Source organism: Bacteriovorax sp. DB6_IX (genome assembly GCF_000447775.1).
Classification (GTDB): domain Bacteria; phylum Bdellovibrionota; class Bacteriovoracia; order Bacteriovoracales; family Bacteriovoracaceae; genus Halobacteriovorax_A.
This window is the reverse complement of sequence record NZ_AUNJ01000099.1, coordinates 1-16,396: the sequence shown is the minus strand read 5'-3', so window position 1 is coordinate 16,396 and position 16,396 is coordinate 1. Positions and strand designations below refer to the sequence as shown.

11 protein-coding genes and 1 pseudogene are annotated in these 16,396 nt (G+C 37.7%); 9 read left to right on the top strand and 3 right to left on the bottom strand.

Features of this window, described 5'->3' with window-relative positions:
- A pseudogene (locus M901_RS03245) lies at positions 1 to 1,050 on the top strand (chromosome segregation protein SMC); the annotation flags it as partial.
- A 71-nt stretch (positions 1,051 to 1,121) separates the two neighbouring features.
- Complete coding sequence (locus tag M901_RS03240) at positions 1,122 to 1,694, top strand: outer membrane lipoprotein carrier protein LolA (RefSeq protein WP_198295333.1); 573 nt, start codon at positions 1,122 to 1,124, stop codon at positions 1,692 to 1,694.
- Positions 1,695 to 1,721: 27 nt separating this feature from the next.
- Here the strand turns inward: M901_RS03240 and M901_RS03235 are convergent, their stop codons facing one another.
- A complete protein-coding gene (locus tag M901_RS03235; protein WP_021276733.1) occupies positions 1,722 to 3,608 on the bottom strand; it encodes a lytic transglycosylase domain-containing protein in 1,887 nt (628 codons plus the stop codon).
- A 259-nt stretch (positions 3,609 to 3,867) separates the two neighbouring features.
- On the opposite strand from M901_RS03235, the gene rimO reads away from it, so the two are divergent.
- Positions 3,868 to 5,253 carry a 30S ribosomal protein S12 methylthiotransferase RimO gene (rimO, locus tag M901_RS03230; RefSeq protein WP_021276737.1) on the top strand — a complete coding sequence of 462 codons (1,386 nt, stop codon included), beginning with the start codon at positions 3,868 to 3,870 and terminating at the stop codon, positions 5,251 to 5,253.
- Here rimO and M901_RS03225 read toward each other — a convergent pair whose 3' ends face one another.
- Positions 5,254 to 8,994 (bottom strand): putative Ig domain-containing protein, encoded by a 3,741-nt coding sequence (locus M901_RS03225; protein WP_081653319.1) that lies wholly within the window; start codon positions 8,992 to 8,994, stop codon positions 5,254 to 5,256. It abuts the gene before it with no gap.
- A gap of 182 nt (positions 8,995 to 9,176) precedes the next feature.
- Here M901_RS03225 and M901_RS03220 point away from each other — a divergent pair, with 182 nt between their 5' ends.
- The gene (locus M901_RS03220; RefSeq protein ID WP_021276745.1) at positions 9,177 to 10,505 is read left to right on the top strand and encodes a sigma-54 dependent transcriptional regulator; all 1,329 of its coding nucleotides are present in this window, start codon (positions 9,177 to 9,179) and stop codon (positions 10,503 to 10,505) included.
- 10 nt (positions 10,506 to 10,515) lie between these two features.
- Positions 10,516 to 11,307, top strand: coding sequence for a hypothetical protein (locus M901_RS03215; RefSeq protein WP_021276735.1), 792 nt, complete (start codon positions 10,516 to 10,518; stop codon positions 11,305 to 11,307).
- On the opposite strand, the gene epmA is transcribed toward M901_RS03215, so the two are convergent.
- Positions 11,304 to 12,278, bottom strand: a complete 975-nt coding sequence (gene epmA / locus M901_RS03210; RefSeq protein ID WP_021276734.1) for an EF-P lysine aminoacylase EpmA — start codon at positions 12,276 to 12,278, stop codon at positions 11,304 to 11,306. The genes M901_RS03215 and epmA overlap by 4 nt on opposite strands.
- Before the next feature lie 87 nt (positions 12,279 to 12,365).
- On the opposite strand from epmA, the gene ftsY reads away from it, so the two are divergent.
- From ftsY to rny, 4 genes are read left to right on the top strand one after another with little or no spacing between them, the layout of a single operon-like run.
- Positions 12,366 to 13,643 carry a signal recognition particle-docking protein FtsY gene (ftsY, locus tag M901_RS03205; protein WP_021276739.1) on the top strand — a complete coding sequence of 426 codons (1,278 nt, stop codon included), beginning with the start codon at positions 12,366 to 12,368 and terminating at the stop codon, positions 13,641 to 13,643.
- Positions 13,644 to 13,684: 41 nt separating this feature from the next.
- On the top strand, positions 13,685 to 13,990 hold the full coding sequence (zapA, locus tag M901_RS03200; protein ID WP_021276746.1) for a cell division protein ZapA: 306 nt from the start codon (positions 13,685 to 13,687) through the stop codon (positions 13,988 to 13,990).
- Positions 13,990 to 14,586: a 5-formyltetrahydrofolate cyclo-ligase gene (locus tag M901_RS16170; RefSeq protein WP_021276741.1), complete on the top strand. Its 597-nt coding sequence runs from the start codon at positions 13,990 to 13,992 to the stop codon at positions 14,584 to 14,586. Before zapA ends, M901_RS16170 begins: the two co-directional genes overlap by 1 nt.
- On the top strand, positions 14,583 to 16,142 hold the full coding sequence (gene rny / locus M901_RS03190; protein ID WP_034719965.1) for a ribonuclease Y: 1,560 nt from the start codon (positions 14,583 to 14,585) through the stop codon (positions 16,140 to 16,142). Before M901_RS16170 ends, rny begins: the two co-directional genes overlap by 4 nt.
- The last annotated feature ends 254 nt before the right edge of the window (positions 16,143 to 16,396 follow it).

The window sequence follows — 16,396 nt, the reverse complement described above, 5'->3', positions numbered from 1 at the left end:
GAGGCACTTGAAGCATCAAATGCTGATACTGCTGAAGTTCTTTCAGATAAAGATGAAGTTCTTAGCTTAATGAAAGATGAACTTTCTGAGCTTCTTCTTGGAATGCAAGAAAGAGAAGAAGAAGTTAAGAAACTTTCTAAGGATATAAATAAGACAGATAAAGAACTTGCTGAAAAAGAAGTTCGCCTTGAGCAGTGTCTTGTTGAGGAAGAAGAGATTGTTAGAAATATCTTCGAAAAATATAGAGTTGATCTTAGAGAAAGCCTTGGGCGTTTCCTTGAATATACTCAAGAAGACTTTGAAAGACTTTCAGATATCTCTGGAATGTATTTCATGGAAACAGAGAATGGAATCACTGAGATTGAGAAAGTTCCATATGAATTTGTCAGAAAATATGGGCAAGAGCTTAAAGACCAAGGTCAAAGACTCAAGCAATACAAGTCTGAATATGCAAGACTTGGTGAAATTAACTGGCAAGCAATTGAAGACTATGACAGACAAAAGCTTCGTCATGACTTCCTTAAAGTACAAGAAGGTGAGTTAAGAAAGTCTCTTGAAGATCTTCAGTCAGCTATTGATCATATTGATGAAAAGTCGAAAGAAAGATTTAAGGTTGCTTTTGAAGAAGTTGATGTGAGATTTAGAAAAGTATTCCCAATTATTTTTGGTGGTGGGGAAGCTCAACTTAAGCTTGTTGGAAACTTTGAAGATCCTGAGTGTGGAGTTGATATTGTTGCTAAGCCACCAGGAAAGAAGATGCAGAATATTAACCTAATGTCTGGTGGAGAAAAGGCCATGACTGCGGTTTCACTTATCTTCTCAATTTTCCTAGTTAAGCCTTCACCATTCTGTCTTCTGGATGAGGTTGATGCCCCTCTTGATGATGCAAACGTTGGACGTTTTAACGAGCTTCTTAGAGAGATGAGTGCAGAGTCTCAGTTTATTCTAATCACTCACAATAAGAAGACGATGGAATTGAACGACACACTATATGGTGTTACAATGCAAGAGCCAGGTGTTTCTAAGGCGGTATCAGTACAATTACACTAATACCTAGAATGAATGCCTAACGTAATAAACAAGGAAGTTTATCAATGTTAAAAAAATCTTTTCTTATAATAATGGCGAGTACTCAAGTGCTCGCCTTTCTACCAAACTCATTCAAAACAGAGTACATTCAAGAGTTTAAAAGTAAGGTTGATAAGGGGAATAGGAAGGCCACGGGGATTTTTGAATATAAGTATCCAAGTAACCTTAGGCTTGATCAGTCTCAACCGGAAAAGCTTCTCTATGTTTCAAATAGCAAAACTACATGGATTTACCGAGCGCCATTCTTTGAAGATGAAGCACCTGAGGTAACAATTCATAAGGGACAAGAGACAAGCCTTTCAAACTTCTTTGATATCTTGAAGGCCGGTTTAAAAACAAATGCACATTATGTAGTAAAACTAGATAAGTCGATGGCGAAGATTACTTTTAATAAGAACGCGATTCGTAAGACGGGTGTTAAAAGTGCTCAACTTGTTTTTGATGGAAAAGATAAGAACTTCGATAAAATGAAGCAAATTGTAATTCAATATGAAGATGGTAGAGATGTGAAGCTGGATCTAAAAAATACTAAGACTAATGTGAATTTCTCTAAAAAATATTTTGAATTTGAAGTTCCAAAAAATGCAAAAATCGTAAGACAATAAAAGAAGAGCTCCTAATTTGGAGCTCTTTTAATATCCATTTCTAAAAAAATTATTCGTAATTTTAAATTCTTTATTAGCTAATAGCCTCTTATAAACGAGAAGGTTTCTCGCTACGAGTTTTACATATTTTCTTGTTTCAGAGTATGGAATTTCCTCAATGAATTCAAGGTCATTGAAGCGACGGAAAGTCTTCTTCCATCTTCTCACTGGAGTTTCTCCTGCATTGTAACTAGCTACAAAGTGAATGAAGTTACCTTTTTGTCTTCTCATCAGTTGATCAAGAAGACGTGATGATAGAGAAATATTAGTTTGTGGCTCATAGAGATCATAGAAGTCTTTATAAGGGATCTTATATCTTCTCGAAAGTTCCTTTGCTCTCACGGGAATGAGTTGGAGAAGTCCAAAAGCATCGGCAGGGCTTCGTGCATATCGATTAAATGCCGACTCTTGTCTTGCAATGGCCATTAGTAATTCTGTTGGAACTCGTTTTGATTGATTAGACTTAATAAAGTCTTCTTTATATGCCAGAGGGTAGGCGTAAAGGGCTGACTTTGAAAGATACTCATCTCTTTTTTCTATAGGTAGAGAGAAGTACTTAAAGATTAATTTGTCATAGTATTTACCATGGTAGAATTCAATAAGATCAACTTCATCCATTGAATCTAAAATCTTCTGAGTAAGCTTGTCATTTTCAAGGTAGATGGCCCAAGATAGTGCATCTGCTTGTGAATCATGATCACTAATTGAAGGGTCGAGTGGAGGGAGAGCGGGTCCATTCATATAAGCAATTTGCCCATAGTACCCTAGATTATCTTCATTTCTCACTCTTTCTAAAATCTCTAAGTATTTAACGTTATTTCCTAATTTCTTATAGGACTGTGCCTGCCAAAAGAGGAAGCGATACTCATATGTTTCACCTTCATTTGGTTTATATTTTGCTAGCCACTCGATTGCATCATTAAACTTCTTTCTCTTGTAGTAGTACCATCCGATATTCCAAAGAATGGACTCTTGATGCTTATGTTCAACTTTCGATTCAAGAACTAGCTCATAGGCTTTTTTATAGTGATAGATTGAATTACTATATCTTCTAAGATCTTCATAGATACCACCTAGGTGATAATTAGAATCAATCTTGTGTGATAGCGGGATATCTTCAAGGTTGAGAACATCTTTAATCACCCTTCTTGCACGAGAGTAGTTACCTTGAGTCCAATAAATGCGGGCAAGAATATTAGAATACTTAGCGTTCATCTCTCTTGCAAAATCATCTTTAGGAAACTTTCTTAAAAAGAGAACAAGCGCTCTTGTCGATTTTCTATAAGATTCCTTATCTCTAGAGAGCTTAAATGAGAATCTTAACCTGTCCCATGCTTTCACTTTGTCTTCAAGAGAAGAATCTTTATTTTTTATAATTTTGCGATAAAGTTTTCTCGCAGTATTGAATCTTCTATTTCTCTCATTATCACGAGCAACTGAGAATATATTCTCATCAGTGACTTCTTTGTTATAGCGAGGGGCTACTTCTACAAGCTTATCAAAGAGTGCTGAAGTGTCTTTTTTGTTACTCTCAGCTAGCGTGATATATTTCTTTAAATGAGCTTCTCTTTCTTTCTGTGTTTTAAAAGAGTCCGTAAGAAGAACTGCTGCCTGAAGCTTATGCTCAAGAGAGTGAGACTTTTCTAAAACAACACGATAGAGATTGTCATATGTCCAAGAAGGGTACTTATCTCTATTCTCAAAAAGATCTTCAATTGAGACGCCCTTAGGCTCACATCTTTCTAAGAACTTTATTTTAGACCAGACTCTAAGTGGATTTGACTTGTTGTGGGCCGTGGCCAAGAGCTTCTTGCAGGACAATTCTTCATCAATTGTCTTCTTGAGATTCAGGGCCAGTTGTTCAGATTTACTCAAATCATCTTTCTGATTAAAAGAAGATACTGGTACCTGAGGAGGCGCCACCAATCGTGAACAAGAACAGAGTATATAAATAAAAATTAAAGGTATTACGTTTCTCATAGTGTTTATAGGATATTTGATCAGGCGTAGTGTATCAACCCATTGAAAATACGTCCGCTTGACTGGAAAAATATTACATAAGTAGTTGAAAAACATAGGGTACATCTCTATAAAGGATTAATTTACTTTTGTATTAGAATTGGAGAACGATCTTATGGAAACCACAAATGTGGATACAGCGAAAAAATTCGTTGATAGAACAGTGTATTTTACATCTCTTGGTTGCTCGAAAAACCTCGTTGATGCGCAGGTTATGTTAGGGCATATGGGACTAAATGGTTTCGAAGTCGTTACAGAAGAAAATAAAGCAGAAGTTATCGTCGTTAATACATGCTCATTTATTGAAGCTGCGAAACAAGAGTCTATTGATATGATTCTTGATCTTGCAGATTATAAATCTGAGGATCATGGTGTTTGTAAGGCCCTTGTTGTCTCAGGATGTATGGCCCAGAGATATTCGCGTGAGCTTGAAGAAAGCATGCCTGAAGTTGATATGTTCATTGGAACAGGTGAGTACAATAAGATTGTTCCACTTCTTACGGCGCTAGAAGATAATAAACTTGAAAAGAAGTCATTCGTTGAAGTTCCGAGATTTATTCATACAGAATTCGACCCAAGAATGAATACGTCTCCATTCTATACTGCTTGGTTAAAAATATCTGAAGGATGTAATAGAAACTGCACTTTCTGTATCATTCCAACTTTAAGAGGTCGTTTAAGATCACGTACTGTTGAGTCACTTGTGAAAGAGGCCCAAACCCTATCTGAGACAGGAGTTAGAGAGCTTAATCTTATCTCTCAGGACCTCTCTGATTATGGTGTAGATCTTGATGAGAATAATAATCTATTCGAACTATTAAGCGGTTTAGAAACAGTTGAAGATGTTGATTGGATTAGACTTTTCTATTTCTACCCTGATGAATTAACTGATGAAGTCATTGATAAAATGGCCTCTTCAACAAAAATTTGTAAATACCTTGATATGCCGGTACAGCACTTTTCAGATTTCATCTTAAAGAGGATGAATAGAAAGATTACGGGTGAAAAGATCATGGGAAGAATTGAAAGACTAAGAGAGAAGATTCCTGGAATCGTTCTGAGAACATCAATTATTGTAGGTTTTCCTGGTGAGAATGAAGAAGATTTTGAAAAATTACTTGAAGGTGTAAAGAAAGCAAGATTTAATCACCTTGGTATCTTTAGATACTCTGATGAAGAGGGGACACCGGCTTACCGTCTTAAAGATAAAGTTCCTCAAGAGGTTATCGACGAAAGATTTGATAGACTTTTTGAGGCACAAAAAGAAATAGCTAGAGAACTAAACCAAGAGTTCCTTGGTAAAACAATTGAAGTCTTAGTAGAGGGAACTCATGAAGATACTGAGCTTCTAATTGTAGGGCGACACTTTGGTCAAGCACCTGATATCGATGGGAAAGTTATTATTAATGATCTCAATGGTAAAGAGCTAAAACAAGGAGACCTCGTACAAGTCGAGGTCTCAGATGTATTAGATTTTGATTTAGTTGGTCGTTTAATTTAATTAGATATCATTAAACATTGGGAACGGCGTTGATGTTGTATGTAACATCCTCGCTGTTGCATCCGATGTCGTAATCGTTTCTACAATCTCAAATTGAGAGTCTGAAAGAACAGTTTTAACAGTTACCGTTTGTATTGTAGTAAAGGCGTTATCTGTTAGTACAACTCTCATTCCTGGCGACAGTGTTGAAGTAAATGATGCTGTCGAGTTCGCCGTTACAATTCTTTCACCTTGAGCAATCGTAAGTGTAATTGCACCTGCTGCTTGATGCTCTTTTACAATATAGGCATTCGTATATGTGTTTGCCATTGCTCCTGTTGTAATTGTCGTTACTTTTGTTCCAGAGTTGTAAGATATCGCACCTACTGCCACTGAGTCAGTATTAGTTCCATCAAAGACAATGATATTGTCAGCGACAGATAGAACCTTTGTTAGATCATATCCTGCATTTGATGTTAAAGTCGTTCCCGATCCAGAAACATATCCAGGGACTTTCTCTACGTGCTCTTGGAAGCTTATCGTTGTTGGAGCTGTTGAATCATCACACCCTACATATCCAATTGTCGAATCATCCCAGTCCGTTCTCTCGTTGAACTCTGTTCCAAATAAGTTGTCAGTTTTGTCATCCATAACTGAAGATAGTACTTTATCAACTTCATCTCTAGCGAAATCTCTATCCCAGTCTCTAACCATAACTCTAATTCTTGCCATTGTGTCCTCAGCACCATCTAGACATTCAAATGTATAGTATGGATTAAGGGCAGCAAAAGGTTCGGAGATTGAATTAATACTTCCTCCTGAGAAAGCATCAGACTTTTGTCTCCATCCATTCGAATTATAATCAGTGTCGTTAACTGTACGATCAGGACAAGAGTTTCTTGTCATAAAGTTGGCGATTCTCTTGTTTGTAGAGTTCTGTCTACTCGCAAAAGTAGTATCAATTGGAGCTGTTACTACAAACTCTTTAGATAGACTGTTATTTGCAAATGTTGTAACTGAAGTGTATCCAGTTGTATCAATATTGAAGCCAGTATCTCTAACCGGTCCTCTTAGACAGCTGTAAGCATTACCACCACAATCAACTCTTTCAGTACTTACGTTATAAGTAACAGTACATGTACCATTTCCTTCACCACCAGTATCTTCAGTGATTTCATATGAGTGTAGTATATAGTATCCTTCGTCACAGTTAACAAAACCACCGTTACCATCAGGATAGTTACCTTGACAGATTTCAGCTTCACTTACTGAAGAAATTACTGTCCCATCAAATCCCGCGGCAGCCACGTCACCAGTCGTCGCTGACCCTCCAAGATAAAGTACCTGGTCATTCACAACCCAGTCAGCACAAGAGTTAGTTACCTTTGAATAAATTGTATTAGTTGTATACTTTGGAGGAAGTTGCCAATAAGCAAATGGCTTATAGTCAACGAAAGTACAAACGGCAGGACCAGAATTTGTCGTTAACTTAAGTCCCTTGTTGTAAATATCTTTTTCTCCAACATCCATTAAACAGTCGATGTCTACAGTATCGAGGTCAAGTGGATCATTTGATGCCGCAAAGTTCTTAATGTCTTTCTTGTTGATACGACATCTTGCAGAGTTGTTGGCCTGTCCAAGCTTGTGAAGTGCCGCAGTTGGCGCATCATTAGTGTCAACGATTTCAAAGTAGTCGTTGACTTCTATGTTTATCTGAATAACTTCAGAACCAATTACGTTCTTCGCTGTGATTTGGAAAGTTGTATCATCAGTTGTTTCTTCAGGAGTACCAGAAATCACTCCTGTTAAATTATCTAGAGTAAGACCTTTAGGAAGATCCTTGTCGATAGTGTATCTAATATCTTGTCCTGCAATTAGGAAAGGTTCAATAACTGTAGCTTCACTTACAGCTAGTTCAAATTTCATATTAGTTGAAGTTTGAGTCACTGTTTGGGCAGCAGAATAAGGTCTTGTGAATCCAATATTATCACCATTGTCAAAGTACACAGTACTTGAAGGAGAAATTGTTAGATCTGTACCTGAGACAGAAGCCACGTAACCAGTTGCATCTGAAGCTGTGATAACATCATGACCTGTTCTAAAGCCACCAATTGCATCAAGAGTTACAATCATAGATGGAGACCAAAGAGTCGTGATAGCGATAGGTGCTGTGCTTGGAACATCTGTAGCATTATCTGTGTTGAAAGTTGCATCACAGGCAACACCACTTTCGTTGAAAACAGCTCCTGTTGAAAGACCACTACCGTTGTCAACATAGTTAGAGTTCCAGTTCCCTGTTGTTGATTGTGTTTGAGCTACGAAAAGTAGATTTCCACTTTTATATGTAACTGTTGCTTTAGCATTAGTTGTCTGACAAACAACTGGGTTCGAAGTAACTTCTGATCCCGTATCATCATAATAGTCATTGAAGTTTGTAGGTGTCGCTACATTTAAAATCGCTGTCAATGGCTGAGGTTGCGTATTAATTGTCGTGATTTCTGCAACATATGTTTCTGCTTGATCAATAGTTTGATCTTTTAAGAATTCACCAGAAGTCATTTTTACAACAAGGTTGTTATTAGTCGAATCGATGAAGACAACTTCACCCTTTCCACCATCTGTTAGAGGAGGCGAGAAGTTTCCAGAGACTTTGTCTCCAACTCTAAATGCTCCTGTTGAATCAACAGGTAGAACAACCATATTTGTATAAGCGAGGTTTGCTGGTGCCTCAATAATTGCAATACTGAATGTATATGTCTGTGTTGAAATCGTGTTACTAACCGTTACAGTATAAGATTGTGATTCTGATGCACTCGCAACAGCTCCTGTAATAGCTCCTGTACTTGGATCTAATGTTAGACCAGTAGGAAGATCCGGAGCAATTTCATATGTTACACTGTTAACAGTAGAGTCTATTGCCGTTGTACTTGAAGAAGCTGGAACAAGGTTCACGGTTCCATTTACCTCATAGTAGTAAGTAAGAGACTCAATCGATGTCTCTGGCGCAATAAACGTTGAATTATTATCAATCAGGTCTCCAACAAGAATTTCTCCTGCTGTGACATCACCATAGATAAAATTATTATCATCTGTTAATGAAACTGTTGCTGTTGCACCAGTTTTCGTGGCCACATTTGTGACACCAGATGTGAAGTTTGAATTAGAGAGAAGTTTGATCCCAAGTTTCTTTGTTACGACAGAACCGTCGTAAGTAATTCTGAAGTCAGCCGGGATTTCTTCTTGAACAGTTATGTTTAAGGCATCGTTGAGAGTAACGCTATTTCCTGTAGAAGGGTCATTAAATGTTAATGAGACAGTGTAAGCTGTAATATTAATAGGAGAAGTTACTACACCCGTAATAATCCCAGTCTTAGTGTCAATTGAGAGACCTGTTGGAAGAGTAGGAGTCGTTGAGTAAACAGGACTAAAGTTTTCATCCATGTTTGCCGCGAGCTCATAAGTTCCGGTTGTAACATCCTTTGCTGGCTCGAGATCATTCAGAGCTCCGCTTGGAACAATTTCAACCGTTGTATTTGTCGTTATGACCTGATCATCATAAATGATGGAAGTCGGAGCTAGCAGATCTGCCGCTGTGATTTCATCACCATTTGCGTCCTTGAAGGTTGGAGTTTCTTCAGTCTCCGTGACGACTTCTTCTTTCTTCGTCGACTCTTCTTTGAACTTGGTTAAACTATCAGGCATACACCCTTGTAAGAGTGTGACCAAAACTAAAAATGTGCTAATTCCCTTTAACGTTCTCATGTATAAATTATCGTCAATTGATGAAGTAAAGTTTAAGGAATTAGTTGAGTCATTTAATTACAGGCAGATAGGGCAGATTCTTCCTAGTAAAATAAAGAGAAACTGACCAAATTAGTGGGCAATAGAGGGGTAAAAAGGCCTTATCTCCTCATAAATTCGTAAGTTCCTCTATAATTGTATTCATGAATATTTTAGTTTTAGAGGATGATGATCTGACTCGAATTGGGCTAGTTGCACTCTTAAGGTCAATGATTCCTCATAATTTGAAAATTTATGAATATGCTGACTCTCGAACATGTTTATCTCAAGTTCAAAGTTTGGATATTGATTTAGCACTAGTTGATCTCGACTTAGAAGATAAACTTGTGGGATTTGAAGTAGTTCAGGCCATTGCTGATCAAGTCTATACTGTCGTTCTTACGGGTCATGAAGAAGAGGAGCTCATCACGCAAGGATATGAGCTCGGAGCAAAAGATTTTATTGTTAAGCCTATTGAAGAGCAGACTCTTGAGGCGATTCTTCATCGCTACAAAATAGAAGGACTTATAAAAGAAGAGAATCAAGAATTTGCACTACCTAAAGATCTACTTGAAAAACTTCAAGGGTATTCATTTACTAAACAACCTATTCTCATCACTGGTGAAACAGGAACGGGGAAATCTCATCTTGCCGAAAATATTCATCATTTTTTTGAAACACAGTCCGAAAAAAGTATTCCTTATATAAAGTTAAATTGTAATGAACTGAATGAATCCCTAGTTGAGGCGGAGCTATTTGGTTATGTAAAAGGTGCTTTTACTGGTGCAGATAAAGATAAGGATGGGCTTTTAAGTTTAGCTAATGGAGGAGTTCTCTTTCTAGACGAAATTGGATCGATTAATGAGGTTGTACAAAAGAAACTCCTAACGGCGCTAGAAACTAAATCGTATTTCCGAGTTGGTGGGACAAAGGAATTACAAATTGATTTTATTCTTATCTCCGCCACTTGTGAGAATCTGGAAAAGAAAGTTGAGAATGGTGAATTTCGACTTGACCTTTACCAGAGGTTGAAGGGAATTGAAATTGAGTCGACTCCTTTTCGAAATCTCACTTATAGCGAAAGAAATACTATTCTTAACAGGGTCTTAAAGACTCAAAAAAGAAAAATTATTATTACGCCTGATGCCAGAGAGATTTTGCTAAATCTAGCTTGGGAAGGAAATATTAGAGAGCTTATTCGCTATGTGGAAAAGGTCGTGAGCTCTGGCCTTGGTATAGTTGATAAGAATCAAGTTCTAGAGCAACAGCGGGCAAGAAGAGTGAGACTCAAGTCCAATGAGTCAGGAAAAAGAGAAGAAGTCTTTAGTTCGCTCATTCCTCTTGTTCAAAAAGAAGGGTTGCCTCAAGTAATAGAAGATTTGCAAGAGTATATGATTCAACACTTTTATCGCAGCAATGATTCGAAAGCTAGAGAGACAATAAAGAAGTTAAAAATATCTAATAATCAGTTTTATAAGTTTATAAAGAAGTAGAGGAGAATAAGTGAAATCGATTTTATTAACAGCTCTGTTAATTACATCGCCTATTGTTAAGGCAGAAGGCTTTGCTGATAAATTAAGTGGAATGAGACCATATGTTGAGAAGTTCTTAGGAAAGGATACTGCTGTAAAAATTTGGGGTAGTAAAGACAATGTAAAATTACCGGCCATTCCAACAATTAATAGAGATTCAAAATCTATGGAAGTCTATAACAGAAAGAAAGATGCTAAAGAATCTCTCATTACTGGTGATAAGAAAATACAATCGGATTTATTTTTCGTTCAAGAGGTTGTTCAAAGCACGAGAGAGGTGAAGGCCAATCGTAATGAAATTAACAAATGGATGGGAACACTTACTCAAGGAGCTACTCGTGAGGGTGTTTATAGGGCACTTGTGCTTGATGCTTACTATGCAAGGCTCGAAAATTATGATGCCCCCCTCAGTCCTGCTGCTAAGAAATTCACAATTCTCTTTATGAAGAAGTATACTGGTAAAGAAATTACAGAAGATAAATTGGTGAATATTAATATCTATTCAGTTAAGAGAATCATTACAGAAAGAGCTCTTGATATTATTGATAGTTACCTTTCTCAAAATGAAGATGATCTCTATGCATGGTATGGCGTACTTTCAAAAGAGTTGGCCGGGTACAATGTGTGGGAGAGCAAAATGAGATCTAGTAAGAGCGCTACTCGACATATGGCATGGGCCAAGAAGGTTCCGCATCAACATCTAAAATCAGAAGTTGTGATTAAGCTACATAAACTTATGAATCGACTACAAAAAAGAAACTAATAGAAACAGTCTTTATTTCCTGTTAGTGCCATAAGGAGTCGTTCTACACCAAGGGCGATTCCGGCGCTAGGAGGTATTCCCCTTTCGAGTGCATCAAATAGGACATCAGCTTTAGGAAGTTGATAGTTGTAGAGTTCTTTCTTCTCTTTCGCTTGTTCTTCGAACCTCTTTACTTGCTCATCAAGATCTGTCAGTTCATTAAAGCAGTTACAAAGTTCAACTCCATTGGCATAAATTTCGAATCTTTCACAAACTAGAGGATTAGATTCTTTTAAAGTCGATAAGGCCTTTAGTGGTGCAGGAAATTCATAGAGTAGTAGAAAGTCATACTTTTCAAAATGAGGTTCTACTTTATTTAGCATAAGAAGGAAGAAGAGATCATCCCAACTGAGTTCATCTCTATTTGTCGGAAGATGAATATCTTTAAAGTTCTTTTCGATAAGCTCATAGAGATCATTCTTCTTATCTATATATTGAAGAATATCGACATTAATAGTTTCTATAAAAATTTCTTGAACCGTTTTCTTTGTAAATTTCACCGTGTCGGCAATAGTTTGGACTTGCTTGCTTTGAAGATACTTTTGGCAATAAGAGAAAAGCTCTTCACAATCCTTCATTATACTTTCATAACGTGCTTGTGCTCTGTACCACTCGAGCATGATAAATTGCGGCCTATGTGTTTCACTATTTGGCTCATCCCTGAAGCAGTAGGACATCGTAAAAATTTTCGAAAGACCTTCGCTAAGTAACTCTTTCATATGAAATTCAGGGGAAGTGTGGAGATACAGCTCTGTTTTCTTACTTTGTTGCATCGAGTATAAACTGAATGGATGAATATGGACTTCCATTCCTGGATTACTAACGGCCGGAGGAGTTAGAACATCGAGAAAGTCTTGCTCATTGAAGAAGTTTCTAATCGCCTGTTGTAGATGAAATAGTGGTAAGTGTGGGCTCTGCTTAGTGTTGCTCATAGCAGCAACTTACAAGAAAAAGTTGATTTTTGATAGTCCCTATCATAAGTCTAGTCTATAAAATTTTAATAAGAATAAGGACATATAATGTTACAAATTATTGCTGTGCTTCAATCTTGGATTGATGAGCTAGGAATTAAATTAGTTGTTACTGATATTCACGCCTATGCCTTCATTGGTGTGCTCTCAATTCTCTTTCTCGTTTCCCTTTCACTTATCTTTAAGTCGACTGACAAGGCTGAGCTGGAAGAGTCAAAAGAAGAGCCCTCTAAGGAAGAACCCAAAGAAGAGTTTGAACTAGAGGAGAAAGCAGAGGAGAAGGCAGAGGAGAAAGAGGACTCTGATCAAGATGCCAAGATCTCCGAGCAAATCAAAGCCGATCTCAAGCAAGTTGCAACCGAAGCAACCCTTGAAGAAGATAAGCCTCAAGGCCCATCTTGGACAGAAAGACTAAAGAAAGGCCTCTCTCGTTCAAGAAGCGAAGTTTGGGGAAAGCTTGGTGGGATCTTCACTTCAGGAAAGATTGATGATGATGCTCTAGAGGAAATTGAAGAAATTCTGTATGGGGCAGATATCGGTCCAGCAACGGCTTCGGAGCTCTTAGATGCTCTTCAAGAGCAAGTTAAGAAGGAAGGATTTGGTGAAGACCAATTCAAGGCATTCTTAAAAGAATTCCTAACTCAAAGAATGGAGTCGGTACAAGAAAAAGTTGATAACTCTCTTTTTGAATATGAGAAAGCTCAACCAGGACTTCCAAAAGTTATAATGATTGTTGGAGTTAACGGTGCAGGAAAAACAACAACAATTGGTAAGCTTGCAACAAAACTTACTAATCAAGGTGCAAAAGTTGTTGTTGGTGCTTGTGATACATTTAGGGCCGCTGCGGTAGACCAACTTCAAGTTTGGTGTGATAGAGCAGGAGCCACAATGATCAGAGCAAAGGAAGGGGCCAATCCAAGTGGTGTTGGTTATGATGCACTGAAAGAAGCAATGACTAGTAATGCAGACTACTGCATTTTAGATACAGCAGGAAGATTGCATACTGCTGGAAATTTAATGGAAGAGCTTGCTAAGAGTAAGAATGTCCTAAAGAAGTTAATGCCAGATGCGCCGCATCATACACTACTTGTGATTGATGCTATCACTGGTCAAAATGCGATTCGTCAGGCTGAGGAGTTTAACAAGACTTTAGATCTGTCTGGATTAATCTTCACAAAATGCGATGGGTCATCAAAAGCAGGAAGTGCCGTGGCCATCGTTCAAAAACTTCAAGTTCCAATTACATATATTGGAGTTGGAGAGAATGTTGAAGACCTGAATGAATTTGCATTAAATGACTATATTGACGCACTGATAGGTAACTGAGTCGTTGACGTAGATTAGGTCAAGGACTACAATTAAGATCTATGGATATGCAATTAGAAGTAAAAGAATACAATGTTTTAGGGCATAACATTAGACTAAAAGAGTCTAATGAATCAGATACAGTTTCACCTGATCAAATTGTTGAATTTGTGAATGGTGAGATTAATGCAATTAAACAAAGTGCACCTAATTTGGCAGACTCTCAAGTTGCCGTGCTTGTGGCCTTAAAACTGGCCCAAGAAAAGTTGTCTCTAGAAAAAGATTTCAAGCACAATATGACTTCTTTACAAAAGACAGCTAGAGAAGCACTTAAGCTTGTTGAGGAAGTGGTACCGACAACTCATTAATGAGTAAGGTAGAACTGAGACAAATTATTAAGCGTACAATTCAAGAGCTAGATGAAAGTCAAAAGCTTGAGAAGTCGCGAAATATAAGTAAGCAATTAGCGTCCTTTCTTTTAGATCAAAATTATATCCATAGAAAAATTGGAGGATTCTATCCTCTTGATGATGAAGTGAATTGGCTTTTAGAAAGTCCAATTCCTGAAAATGCTAATTTAGCATTTCCCCTAATGTATGGTGATTCTCAAATGAGCTTTAGGCTTTGTGCAGTTAAAGATCTTGAGTTGAAAAGAGCCTATGGTAGGGAGTTTCGGGAGCCTGCAGAGTCATGTGATGAAGTCAGTCCTGAGGTAATCATTGTGCCAGCAATGGCCTTTGATAGAAGTGGAAACCGTCTTGGGAGAGGCAAAGGTTTTTACGATAAATTTTTAAGCAATAGAGACGACGCGAAGATGTCTAAAGACATTGGAACGATAAAGATTGGAATCTGCTTTCACGAGCAACTTGTTGAAAAGGTCCCTGTGGATGATCACGATATCCCTGTGGATTTTATTATAACCGACAAAGAGTTTGTGAAGGTGAGTAATAGGAGAGAAGAATGACAACTGAAGTAATACTTGCATCGGTTCTTTTCTTGCTCGTTGGTGCCGGAATCGGTTTTGTTATCAGAAACACTCAAGCTAAGAAAGAAGTAGCGGAGAGAGAAAAGAAAGGTGACGAAATCATTGAGAAGGCTAAAGAGCAAGCTAAAGACATTAGCTATAAAGCAAGAAAAGAAGCCAAGGAAATTGCGCAAGAAGAAAAGCGTGATGCCGATCGTTATGCTGAAAAAGTAAAGAAAGAAGTTAACGAAAACGAAAAAGAACTTAATAAGAAGATGGCTAAGTTCGAAGCTAAAGTGGACGAGCATGAAGACAATGTTAAGAAGCTTAAGAAGAAAGAAGAAGAACTAAAAGATAAAGAACTTCAAGTTTTCAAAGAAAAAGAAAAGTATATTGTACGCCAAGAAGAATATGCGGCGAAGCTATCTGAAGTTGCTTCAATGACTAAAGAACAAGCTAAAGAAGAGCTTATTAGTACAATGGAAGAAGAGGCCAAAGTTGATTTCTCTAAGATGATTAAGAGAATGGAAGAAGAGGCCAAGGAAGATGCAGAAAACAGAGCGAAGAGAATTGTAGGTATTGCAGTTCAGAGATTTGCTGGTGAGTATGTAGCTGAGAAAACAATTTCAACTGTTGATCTTCCATCTGATGATGTTAAAGGTCGTCTGATTGGTAGAGAAGGTAGAAATATTAGGGCCTTCGAACAAATCTGTGGTGTTGATCTTATTATTGATGATACTCCGGAGCTAGTTGTTCTTTCTTCTTTCAACGTCGTAAGACGTGAGATTGCAAAGAAGACAATTGAAAAGCTGATCGCTGATGGACGTATCCACCCAGCGAAAATTGAGAATTTCATGACAAGTCTAAGTCTGAATTTTGAGAAGACTCTACTTACACTTGGAGAGAAAGCTCAAATGGAAATTGGTGTTCACGGGATTCACCCAGAAATCCTTAAGCTTGTTGGAGCTCTTAACTTTAGAACTTCGTACACTCAGAACCAATATCAACATGCTATTGAGGCTGCGTTTGTTGCGGGAGCTATGGCAAGTGAAATGGGACTTAATGTTAAGCAAGCAAGAAGAGCAGCTCTTCTTCACGATATCGGGAAAGTTCTCGATGCATCGGCAGAGGGATCACACGCTGTTATCGGTGCAGACTTTGCTAAGAAATATGGTGAATCAGCTGATATCGTTCACGCGATTAGAGCTCACCACGATGATGAAAAACCTGAGTCAATTCTTGCTCACATCGTAGCGGCATCTGATGCTATCTCTGGTGCAAGACCTGGAGCACGTAAGGCCCTGACTGAATCATATGTTTCAAGACTGACTGACATCGAAGAGATTGTTAACTCTTTTGAAGGTGTTTCTAAGTCTTATGCAATCTCTGGTGGACGTGAAGTTAGAGTTTTCGTTGAGAATGATAAGATCAACGATGAAGAAACAATCATGCTATCACGTGATATCGCGAGAAAGATTGAAGAGGAAATGTCATATCCTGGAACAATCAAAATTACAGTTGTTCGTGAAACGAAAGCTGTTGGTGTTGCGAAGTAATACAATAATCAAAAGATATCTTGAGAAGGGACCTTAAATAGGTCCCTTTTTTTATTCATATTCCTTAACACCCCCTAGATTTTTCCCAAATAGAAATAGATAATAAGTAGGATGTTTAAACTTGATAGAGTTAAAAGATATTACACTTTCACACTTCCCGTTATCTTACTGGCGTTTCTCTTGTTGCTATTTTCGCCACTCGTCTTGGAAGTCATCATTCCTTATCTCTTAGTTTATACATTTGCTGTTTTCTT

Coding starts and splice junctions, on each gene's coding strand:
- M901_RS03240 (WP_198295333.1), top strand. CDS start 1,122: ATGGCGAGTACTCAAGTGCTCGCCTTTCTACCAAACTCATTCAAAACA.
- M901_RS03220 (WP_021276745.1), top strand. CDS start 9,177: ATGAATATTTTAGTTTTAGAGGATGATGATCTGACTCGAATTGGGCTA.
- zapA (WP_021276746.1), top strand. CDS start 13,685: ATGGATATGCAATTAGAAGTAAAAGAATACAATGTTTTAGGGCATAAC.
- ftsY (WP_021276739.1), top strand. CDS start 12,366: ATGTTACAAATTATTGCTGTGCTTCAATCTTGGATTGATGAGCTAGGA.
- epmA (WP_021276734.1), bottom strand. CDS start 12,278: ATGAGCAACACTAAGCAGAGCCCACACTTACCACTATTTCATCTACAA.
- rny (WP_034719965.1), top strand. CDS start 14,583: ATGACAACTGAAGTAATACTTGCATCGGTTCTTTTCTTGCTCGTTGGT.
- M901_RS03225 (WP_081653319.1), bottom strand. CDS start 8,994: ATGAGAACGTTAAAGGGAATTAGCACATTTTTAGTTTTGGTCACACTC.
- rimO (WP_021276737.1), top strand. CDS start 3,868: ATGGAAACCACAAATGTGGATACAGCGAAAAAATTCGTTGATAGAACA.
- M901_RS16170 (WP_021276741.1), top strand. CDS start 13,990: ATGAGTAAGGTAGAACTGAGACAAATTATTAAGCGTACAATTCAAGAG.